Here is an 8,899-nt window from a genome sequence, read left to right on the forward strand (position 1 = left end):
AGTTAAATTATTATAACTCCTCGTAGATAAGAATTTAATTTTAATTTACAAGAGAAAAAATTAGCGCTCTCCGAAAGGCCATTTTGTAATAATATTTCAGAGAATATATACAGCTAATGCAGGATCGGTCTATACCCCCACCAATAGATTGAGATGAAAAGGAAAAGCCAAACAACGTCAACAAAATGCCAATACCATGCGGCAGCTTCAAAACCTATATGATGCTTGGGACTAAAATCACCCCTCCAGGCCCTCAACCAACACACAGCTAAAAAGATGGTTCCAATGATCACATGAAGACCATGAAAACCAGTGGCAAGGAAAAAAGTTGAGGGATAAATCCCATCTTTTAAGGCAAAAGCCGCATGCGAGTACTCAATGGCTTGAACAACCGTAAAGCTCATTCCCAACAAAACCGTAATGCCAAGCCCTTGCAATAATTCTTTACGCTTCCCTTCTAACAAAGCATGATGCGCCCAGGTAACCGTTGTGCCTGAAAGCAACAAAATCAGTGTATTAAAGTACGGCAGATGAAACGGATCAAAGGTTTTAATTCCTTTAGGTGGCCAGATATTTCCAGTGGCATCCACTGGGAAAAGAGCCGCGTGAAAATAAGCCCAGAAAAAAGCAACAAAGAACATGATTTCTGAACTAATAAACAATACCATACCAGCTCGTAAGCCATGTTCTACATTGGCCGTGTAGATGCCAGGCGTATTACTTTCCCGCACTACATCACGCCACCAGAAAAATGCTGACGCGACCACCATTGCAAAACCAATATAGAAGGGGATATGTCCCTTGTTATGCATCAGCAAAACGCCACCAATGGCCATAACCAATAAAGACCCAGATGTCACAATTGGCCACGGGCTCGGGTCTACAAGGTGGAAAGGGTGCTTTTTCGTCGCTGCTTGCGAATGAGTTTGTTCTGTCATCTCTCTTGTCATCACAAAAAATGATACCTTACTTAAAGCCTATACTGAAATTACTCAAAGTTTAAGGAATTTCTGCATAAATATCGAATTTTTCTTATATAGTCCAATGTAAAAAAGCAGGAAATTCAGCACGGATGCAGAAAAACAAAGAAAGAGCAGTCAGTTTTTATTGCTGGTATTTATAGTGAATTCAATTGATATTCGGAATTTCTATCATCCCATCTTTGGGTTCTTTTTTCCGCTTGGCTTCCTCAGGGAGAGCCAACTCGTCTTGCCGAGCAAGCAAAAAATCACCTCAAATTAGAGTGCTATAATTTTCCGTATATCAATTGGATTCACTATAACTATTGGACTTTGCAAAATTTTGCTTGATGATTGGGGAAAATGCTTATTTCTAGGATAAGTAGAAGAAAAAACATGTATTAGAACATGTATTAGAAATAGAACTTACATAGGCATACCTAAACGCCAGCAGCCTCACTTAAACGCTGCAAATGCTCAAAAATAAAGCAGTTTAAGGGAGAAATATGCATATAAGGTAGTTTTTTGCGCGCCTCTATACCCAAACAACTTGAAAATGAAGTTTGCTTGGGTATATTAAGCGTGCTCAGCAGGAAAGTTCCTATTTTGCCCACCACCATTCCATAGCGTTAGTGCCAAGCGCGGGATCAATTTTTGGCATATCGAGGCGTTCCTGCCAGTAAGCCAAGCAAATCTTATTGTCATAAAAAGCTGGCACAAAGTAATACATCCCCATTACGGCCCGGTCCAGAGCCTGAACTCCCACTTCCAGTTCTTGTTCACTCTTGGCAAACGACACCTTCTTTGCCAAAGTTTCAATGGCCCCGTTTTTTATCCCAATATAGTTCGAACTTCCCTCCATATCAGCGGCGGCTTTACTAAAATAATATGACTGTTCCACGCCTGGCGAAAGGCTGTTGGTCCAGGAATGAGCTATCATATCAAAGCCTCGCTCTAGGACAATTCTTTCATATTGTGCAGAATCGACACGACGTATCTTGAGCGTGATCCCTAAACTTTGAAGGCTACGAGCATATTCAAGCACCACCTTTTCCAAGCGTTGATCTTTCACCATAAATTCCACTACAAGCGGGTCTCCTGTTTTTTCATTCAACCGCTGAAGTTTTTCATTTTTTTTATTTTCCCGCTCATGATCATTCTTAATCACCCATCCAGCCTGCTTTAATAACTCATCTGCCTTCATCAAATTCTGACGTTGAGTCGTATGCCCAGCTGGCTTTGGTAACTCCCCTCCTTTTTCAAACACACCTGGATCTAAGTCATTCTTGTAAGGTTCTAAAATCTTTAAGACATCATCCGACGCCACCCCTTTTGTATCAAAATGTGTATTGGCAAATAGACTTGTCATTCGGTGATAGGCATTGTGGAATAGCTGCCGGTTCATTGTTTCAAAATCAAACGCATAAGCTAGTGCTTTGCGCAAACGAATATCGGAAAACAACGGTTTCTTCATATTAAAGATAAGAGTACGGACTGTGACAGGGCGCGTATGTTCCAACTCAACTTTTTTTACTTTTCCTTGATGAATTGCTTTAAAATTATAAGCAGTGTTCCATTGCTTTTCATCGGCTTCAAAATAACAATCAAATTCTCCTGTTTTAAAAGATTCAAAAAGAGAGTGATTATTCTTGTAATATTGAATTTCAATAATATCAAAGTTAAATTGGCCCACATTAATCGGCAGTTCGGCCGCCCAATAATCTTTAACACGCTCCAAAACAATGGATCTTCCTTGATCAACTTTGGCTACCTTATAGGCGCCGCTTCCCACGATGGGTTTCAACCCAGTGTTCAAGAAATCACGATTTTTCAAATCTTTTTTTGACAAAACACGAAGGCTGGCAATAATCATTGGCAGCTCCCGATCATAACCCTCTTTCCCCTTTTTAAAGGTGAATTTAATCGTGTGAGGATTGAGAATTTCCATTTTCTCAATCTGAGAATAATAAAGCTTATAGCGCGGCAATCCTTTTTCTTTTAACAAATTAATTGAAAATTCAACATCTTCTGCTGTGATGGCGCTTCCATCATGAAATTTTGCTTTAGGATTAAGATAAAAAGTGATACTTGAAAAATCTGGGGCGAGATCTGCTTTTTCCGCAATAAGACCATACCAACTATGGGGATCATCTTGTGTTTTTTTCATCAAGGGATCAAAGGTCAACGGAACCCCTTCTGCAACATTAGTTCCCTTGGCAACATCTTTATTCAATGTTTCAAACGTCCCAATAGTCCCAATACGGATCCGTCCCCCTTTAGGAGCCTTAGCATTAACATAGTCTAATGCTTTGAAATCTTTTTCATATTTTGGTTGATTAAATCGAGAAATAGAGGGTGATACATCCGCTGCGGCGAGTTGAATAAATTGCCCCATTAAGATGGTAACCAAAAATTTGAATAGTGTCTGCATTATTGTGATTCTCTTAAATTGACGATTTTGCTCTAAGAATTACCATACAACTATCCTTAAGTCATTCTTAATTCTTTCCTTCTATAGTGAGTTCAAAAGCTAAGTTTTATGCTTTTATAGTGAAGCAAGTCGCCCACAGATGGTTTTGAGACATTTATAGTCGAAAATGATGCCAAATTTCACTCGAATAGGTCAAGAAATTTGAGGAAATCAGGTGCGCCATAGTCTACTAAATTATCAACTTGTAGGAGTTCTCCATGACTAAAACCAAAGGTTATGCCGTTCACAATGCTACCTCTCCCTTTACTCTCTTCCATTTTGACCGCCGCGATCCTGGCGAGAATGACGTCGAGATAGAAATCCTTTATTGTGGCGTCTGTCATTCTGACATTCACCAAACTCGGGATGAGTGGGGCCGCTCAATTTACCCAATGGTTCCAGGACATGAAATTGTTGGCAAAGTTAGCCGCATCGGCTCAAATGTCAAAAAATTTAAGGTAGGTGATAGTGCCGCCGTTGGCTGTTTTGTTGATAGCTGCCGAGTTTGCCATAGCTGCCATCAGCATCTCGAACAGTACTGTGAAATACACACAGTTCAAACCTATAACAGTCTAGAAAATGATTTAAAAACACCCACGTATGGTGGCTATTCAAAGTTAATAGTGGTGGATGAACAGTACACATTGAAAGTTCCAGAGTCACTGCATCTCCCCCGTGTGGCGCCGCTCCTGTGTGCTGGAATCACAACTTATTCACCGCTTCGCTATTGGAAGATCGGCAAGGGGCACCATGTTGCCGTCATGGGGCTTGGAGGGCTTGGCCATATGGCAGTAAAGCTTGCAGTTTCCATGGGTGCAGAAGTCACCGTTCTTAGCACCTCAAAACATAAAGAACAGGCCGCAAAACAGCTAGGGGCTCACCATTTTATTCTCACTACTGAGCCTGGGGCTTTTGCAAAAAATGCGAATAAATTCGACTTTATTATCAACGTTGTCGCTGCCCCGCATGATACCAATGCTTATCTAAGCCTGCTTAAATTAGATGGAGTGATGGTCGTTTTAGGAGCACCTGAGAAACCTGTTGAACTCAACCACCATTGCCTTATTGCAAAACGCAGCAAGATTGCCGGCTCTCTTATCGGTGGGATCAAAGAAACGCAAGAAATGCTCGATTATTGTGCTAAGCACAACATTATGGCTGATGTAGAAATCATTCCGATGGATTATATTGAACAAGCCTATCAGCGGATGATTAAAGGCGACGTTCATTATCGTTTTGTCATTGATATGAATACGTTTTAATGCTTTATCCACAAAAAAAGGGGTAGTTCACTACCTCTTCCTTTTTGTTAGTCTCATTTGCTATTTTTGTCTGGCAAGTTTCTTCCACTTTCTTACAGTAGCTAGGTAGCGCCGTCGAAATTTAACATATTTTCAGCTAGATTTACTCTATAGCGCGCCCCCATAATTGCCATATCGATAAATGGCCTATTGTGAACCTAGCAACTTCAGCAATCCAATGTCCCCAACCAAATGTCCTGGGCCTATGGTGCCCAAAAAGGGAATTGACCAACTTTAGGGGTAATGGTTTTTTATTTCACGGGCGATTGTATGATTGTGTCTCTTTATCCTCTCTTTGTAATTTGGGAGGGTTAGGTCAAACATCTTAGCTAGTCGTCGTTGGATGAGGTGTAAAAAGCAGTAAGAGCAAAGGCTTGAGTGAAGGGAGACTGGGAATATAATTGTCAAGCTATACAACACCAATTAATATAGCCGCACATAGCGACAGAAATAGTGTCCGGTTTATAAAAAGCGTGAGTGACAACCTGGAGCACCATCTTCGTCAAAAATGTTGGTTTAGTGTACCGTCACGTCTTATTGGTCAGCGCTTGCGTCTCCAGCTGTATCAAGGGGAGTGTTCAACTAGGTGTGTCAGCTATTTAAGTTAAGCTCTCATTTGAGCCTGCCCTCAAAATAAACAGAGAGCTGTGAGATGGTCAAGACCCAATTTGATAAGGGCTTAGCCCATTTTTCAGCAATCTTTTGACAAGCACAACAAACCAGCTTAAAGTGAGCGCTTTCACTGGTAAAAGCGCCCTTCGTTTTACAGAACTGACATACTTTAGCGAACACTCTCGAATTCCCATCAGGTTACCCGGCAGCAGGAACGTAAGATGCGCCGTTCCAAATCTCCGCTCTTAACTCAAACGTCTTTATCGTACCAGGGGACAATCAATAATCTATTTAAAGTTGGGCGTTATAAGCAATCTGCAAATAACGACAGACAAACTTTTAAGAATGCGAGGAGCAATTGGCATTCTGTTACTCACCAGACTTACTGTGCCTAAGATTTGAAAAAAGACTTTGTTTGCACTTTTATTTGGCTTTTATTTAGTTAAGTTGATGATACCCGTGGAAATATCAAGTGAAAACTTTCTTTTTATTGCTTGTATAAGGCCTGAAAAAGGGAATGGTGTCATAAAATATACTTTTTGGTACGAGACGGTTAAAATATTCTTTCATTTTTGTACAGTTATATCTTGACAATTATTTTTATCTTATAATTACAAGTACAATATAAGGTACCTTAAAAAAGAAATAGAACGATGCAGGCCGTGAGTTTCTCTGAATTAAGAAAAGATATGAAGCACATCATCGATATGATCAAGGATCGACATGAACCCACGATTATTACTCGCAAGCAAGGTAATATGGTCATGATGTCTTTAGAAGATTATAACGCCCTTGATGAAACCGCTTATATTTTAAGCGATCCTACAAATGCTCAGCACGTTCTATCATCCCCTGCAGAATTAAGAGCAGGTAAAGGACAAGAACGTAAACTTGTTGAGCCTCAATCTTAATGTCTATCATATTTTCTAGTCTGGTTTGGGAAGATTACCAATATTGGGTAAAACACGATAAAAAAAGCTAAAACGAATAAATATACTCATAAAAGATACTTTAAGAAATCCATTTGAAGGTATTGGCAAACTAGAACCTTTAAAACTAAATTTGCAAGGGCTATGCTCGAGAAGAATTAATGACGAACATAGATTAATTTATGTGAATTAGTTCTAACCTAATCTGAGTGCGCCACGAAGCGCTTTGTGACTAACGGTTGGAAGTACCGTGATAGAAAAGAAGCCCCATCTTACTATGTACTGAGCCTTGAGCCTCATATGGTAACATCTGATGTTAAGCGTAGGTAGGGAAACAGCAGGCCGTAAGCATAAGCTGAAGTGATTGAGCTCCGTTAAGGTCAAATTAGAGTGGCCGATGATTTTCAGATATCAGAAGGCAATATTGAAGCGCGTACTACGGGCAATGCGTTTTCAACACTCTCGGGGTCGTAGAGCACGGCATGTTGTTAAAGCCATAAAGTGAACGTGGGAGACCCTAATTATTCGCAAAGGACGCGTATTGAGCGACAAGTCTGAATGGCAAGGAACACAAGATGATAATTAGGGAGTCAGAGGAAGCATAGTATCGCTGAGCGTGGGTAATGCCACGGGAGGGAAGGCTTCCAGGTAAACTTGACATCGAAAGGGAAACGTAAATGGGAACAACAGAATTCCAGATAGATACGGCAACAAAACTTAAGAGGATAGCTTGGTTGTCTGCAAGTGACTCGACAAAGACGTTTAGCAATATAATGCATCACGTCAATATCGCATCCTTGCAGGAATGCTATTACTTACTGGATGTAAAGAAAGCAGTAGGAATAGATGGAGTTACAAAAGAACAATATGGTGAATATCTTACAGCTAATCTTGAAGATTTAACTACCCGAATGAAACGTATGGGCTATAGGCCATCTCCAGTAAGGCGCGTAGAGATACCCAAGACTGGAGAGCCAGGTAAATACCGTCCATTGGGGATAAGTAACTTTTAAGACAAGCTGGTTCAAAAACAGTTTCAGCGTATCTTGGAAAGCATATATGAGCTAATATTTCTGTCATGTTCTTTTGGATTTAGGCAAGGAATAGGGTGTCACGATGCTATACGAGCACTACATAATTATCTATATAAAGAACAGGTAGACACTGTTATTGATGTAGATTTAGCCAAGTTTTTCGACACAATTGACCATTCCATATTGGAAAATATTCTAAGACTTAAAATTAAAGATGAGCGTTTTATACGCTACATTGTCCGAATGTTTAAAGCAGGTGTATTGTCAGAAAGTGAACTAATACTATCCGATGAAGGAGTACCTCAAGGTAGCTGTGTAAGCCCAGTACTTGCCAATATACTTGCTCACTATGTGATAGATGAATGGTTCGAAGAAGTGGTTAAAAAGCATTGTCGGAACAAGATTGGCCTTTTTAGGTACTGTGATGATTAGTCATCTGTTGCCATGGAAGTGCTGATGCAGAACGCATCAAGAGGTCTTTAGGTAAACGTTTGGCACGATTCAAACTGTGTATGAACGAGGAAAAGACAAAGCTAATAAAATTTGACAAACGTCAAAATCAGAAAGCATCGTTTAATTTTCTCGGATTTACCTTTTATTGGGGGCGGTCAAATAACGGTTACAAAATCCCGAAGATGAAAACCCAGGGTAGCCGGATGCGAGCCAAACTCAAAAATGTTAAAGTCTGGGCAAAATCAGTGAGGCATAAAGGAGATAGTAAAGAAATATGGAGAGCCTTCTGCAAGAAATTGCAGGGTCATATACAATATTATGGTGTATCTCACAATACTGAGCGTGTGTCGACATTTATACATCACGCAAAAGGGATTATGCTCTACTGGCTCAATCGACGCAGTCAAAAGAAATCATTTAATTGGGGGGCATTTACATGTTTTATTGAAATGAACCCCGTACCAAAAGTGAAGATTTATCACCAATTGTTTCAAACTCACAGCCAGTAAATAGGTTTATCGTGAGCCCATTGCCTTAATTGAGCACGATGTGGTTCTAACGAGGGGCCGGGGTACAACCGCGAGGGAGAAACCGGTCTACTCTCTCACTAGGCTTGAAAAAAGTAAGGTTACCCGTTTTGATAGTTATGTCGAGTAAACATCAAACCATAAAAGGTAACCCTATATTCAGAAACAAAGTAGGTTTGTTAAATTTAGCCGAAGAGCTTGGGAACGTTTCGAAAGCATGCAAAGTAATAAGCTTATCCCGAGACAGTTTTTATCAATGTAAATCAGCTGTGGAAGAAGGTGGGATTCAGGCGCTGTTTGATAAAAACCGGCGCCAACCTAACTTAAAAAACAGAGTTGATGAAGTAACTGATAAGGCTGTATCTGATTTTGCTATTGAGTTTCCGGGAATGTTCGCTAAAGTATGTCAGTTCTGTAAAACGAAGGGCGCTTTTACCAGTGAAAGCGCTCACTTTAAGCTGGTTTATTGTGCTTGTCAAAAGATTACTGAAAAATGGGCTAAGCCCTTATCAAATTGGGCCTTGACCATCTCACAGCTCTCTGTTTATTTTGAGGGCAGGCTCAAATGAGAGCTTAACTTAAATAGCTGACACACCTAGTTGAACACTCCCCCT

General features: G+C 40.3%; 6 protein-coding genes and 3 pseudogenes. 7 read left to right on the forward strand and 2 right to left on the reverse strand.

Going from position 1 to position 8,899, the window contains the following annotated elements:
• Positions 1–113: 113 nt before the first annotated feature.
• Both IG80_RS0102260 and IG80_RS0102270 read right to left on the reverse strand, forming a co-directional pair.
• On the reverse strand, positions 114–938 hold the full coding sequence (locus IG80_RS0102260; RefSeq protein ID WP_032112410.1) for a cytochrome c oxidase subunit 3: 825 nt from the start codon (positions 936–938) through the stop codon (positions 114–116).
• A 622-nt stretch (positions 939–1,560) separates the two neighbouring features.
• Entirely contained in the window at positions 1,561–3,390 is a 1,830-nt protein-coding gene (locus IG80_RS0102270) for an extracellular solute-binding protein (protein ID WP_052045893.1), read from the reverse strand.
• 257 nt (positions 3,391–3,647) lie between these two features.
• Here IG80_RS0102270 and IG80_RS0102275 point away from each other — a divergent pair, with 257 nt between their 5' ends.
• The 7 genes and pseudogenes from IG80_RS0102275 to IG80_RS17155 form a co-directional block, all read left to right on the forward strand.
• Entirely contained in the window at positions 3,648–4,691 is a 1,044-nt protein-coding gene (locus IG80_RS0102275) for an NAD(P)-dependent alcohol dehydrogenase (RefSeq protein WP_032112412.1), read from the forward strand.
• A 1,304-nt stretch (positions 4,692–5,995) separates the two neighbouring features.
• Complete coding sequence (locus tag IG80_RS0102280) at positions 5,996–6,253, forward strand: type II toxin-antitoxin system Phd/YefM family antitoxin (protein ID WP_032112413.1); 258 nt, start codon at positions 5,996–5,998, stop codon at positions 6,251–6,253.
• A pseudogene (locus IG80_RS16680) lies at positions 6,253–6,464 on the forward strand (Txe/YoeB family addiction module toxin). The gene IG80_RS0102280 and the pseudogene IG80_RS16680 overlap by 1 nt, the downstream one beginning before the upstream one ends.
• A gap of 484 nt (positions 6,465–6,948) precedes the next feature.
• Positions 6,949–7,284 (forward strand): reverse transcriptase family protein, encoded by a 336-nt coding sequence (locus IG80_RS14915; protein ID WP_052046212.1) that lies wholly within the window; start codon positions 6,949–6,951, stop codon positions 7,282–7,284.
• Positions 7,285–7,317: 33 nt separating this feature from the next.
• Entirely contained in the window at positions 7,318–7,737 is a 420-nt protein-coding gene (locus IG80_RS14920) for a reverse transcriptase domain-containing protein (protein ID WP_198027110.1), read from the forward strand.
• Between the two features lie 667 nt (positions 7,738–8,404).
• Positions 8,405–8,671, forward strand: a pseudogene (locus IG80_RS16100) (helix-turn-helix domain-containing protein); the annotation flags it as partial.
• A 30-nt stretch (positions 8,672–8,701) separates the two neighbouring features.
• A pseudogene (locus IG80_RS17155) lies at positions 8,702–8,854 on the forward strand (IS256 family transposase); the annotation flags it as partial.
• Positions 8,855–8,899 lie beyond the last annotated feature (45 nt).

Origin of the sequence: Candidatus Paracaedibacter symbiosus, assembly GCF_000757605.1 — a bacterium.
Taxonomy (GTDB): Bacteria; Pseudomonadota; Alphaproteobacteria; order Paracaedibacterales; family Paracaedibacteraceae; genus Paracaedibacter_A; species Paracaedibacter_A symbiosus.